The organism is Parasediminibacterium sp. HNIBRBA5674 (assembly GCF_056745525.1).
In genome coordinates, this window is sequence record NZ_JBQWIE010000096.1 from 1 (window position 1) to 789 (window position 789).

Genomic DNA, 789 nt, shown 5'->3' on the forward strand with positions numbered 1-789 from the left:
TTTGCTAAAGGCGATTACAATTCTGTTTATGGTACAATAGTGTCTGACTGGAAATGGGAGGGTAAAAATTTTGTATGGAACGTAGAAATTCCTGTAAATACAACAGCTACAATAAAGCTTCCCAATCAATTCACTAGTATCACCATTAATAAAAAACAAATGGGTAAGATTGCTGCAAATGATAATGGCTATAGCCGTGAGCTGTCATCTGGCAAATATCAACTTGTGTTTCACTAATTGATAAATGGATTGTTTAAAATGTTTATAAATGATTAATATGTCAGTAAAAAAAGGATTTTCGATAAGCTTTTACCTGTTGGTGTTTAGCTGTTTTGTTATACTATCAAAAAGTGTAACAGCACAAACTAATACCACTATTTTACAATTAGATACTACTAATAAAAACCAGATGAAGGTAGTAGCAAAAGGGGATGATGAATGGGAAATAGAAACCATTGGTAAAGATCCTTTTATTGTTACAAAAGCCTTACAAAACCCCATAGCAAAGCGGCTTCTATTTTATCGTTTGAATATTTCTGCCCAAAGGGATTGGATGCATTCCAAATATTTTTTGGCTCACCAGGTGACGAGAAAAGAACAAAACTGCTTCGTAATGTAGGTGTTGCAGAAGGTTGGGTAGGGTATAGAGTTGATTTAAGTAGTGACTTGAAAGATTGGGGCAAAATTGGCGATAAACTTCGGTTAGATTTTGGTACTAGAACAGATGTGAAATGCCAAATCCGCAACATCAGGTTGAGGCCAATGAATGAAAAGGAAAAGGTATTAGCA

2 protein-coding genes are annotated in these 789 nt (G+C 34.7%); both read left to right on the top strand.

What is annotated here, in order from left to right; all coding sequences use genetic code 11:
• Positions 1–237 (top strand): alpha-L-rhamnosidase C-terminal domain-containing protein (locus ACT9TX_RS18400; RefSeq protein ID WP_481340573.1); only part of this gene is annotated, 237 nt, incomplete at its 5' end.
• A gap of 312 nt (positions 238–549) precedes the next feature.
• The coding region (locus ACT9TX_RS18405) for a hypothetical protein (protein WP_481340575.1) at positions 550–789 on the top strand (240 nt) is incomplete at its 3' end.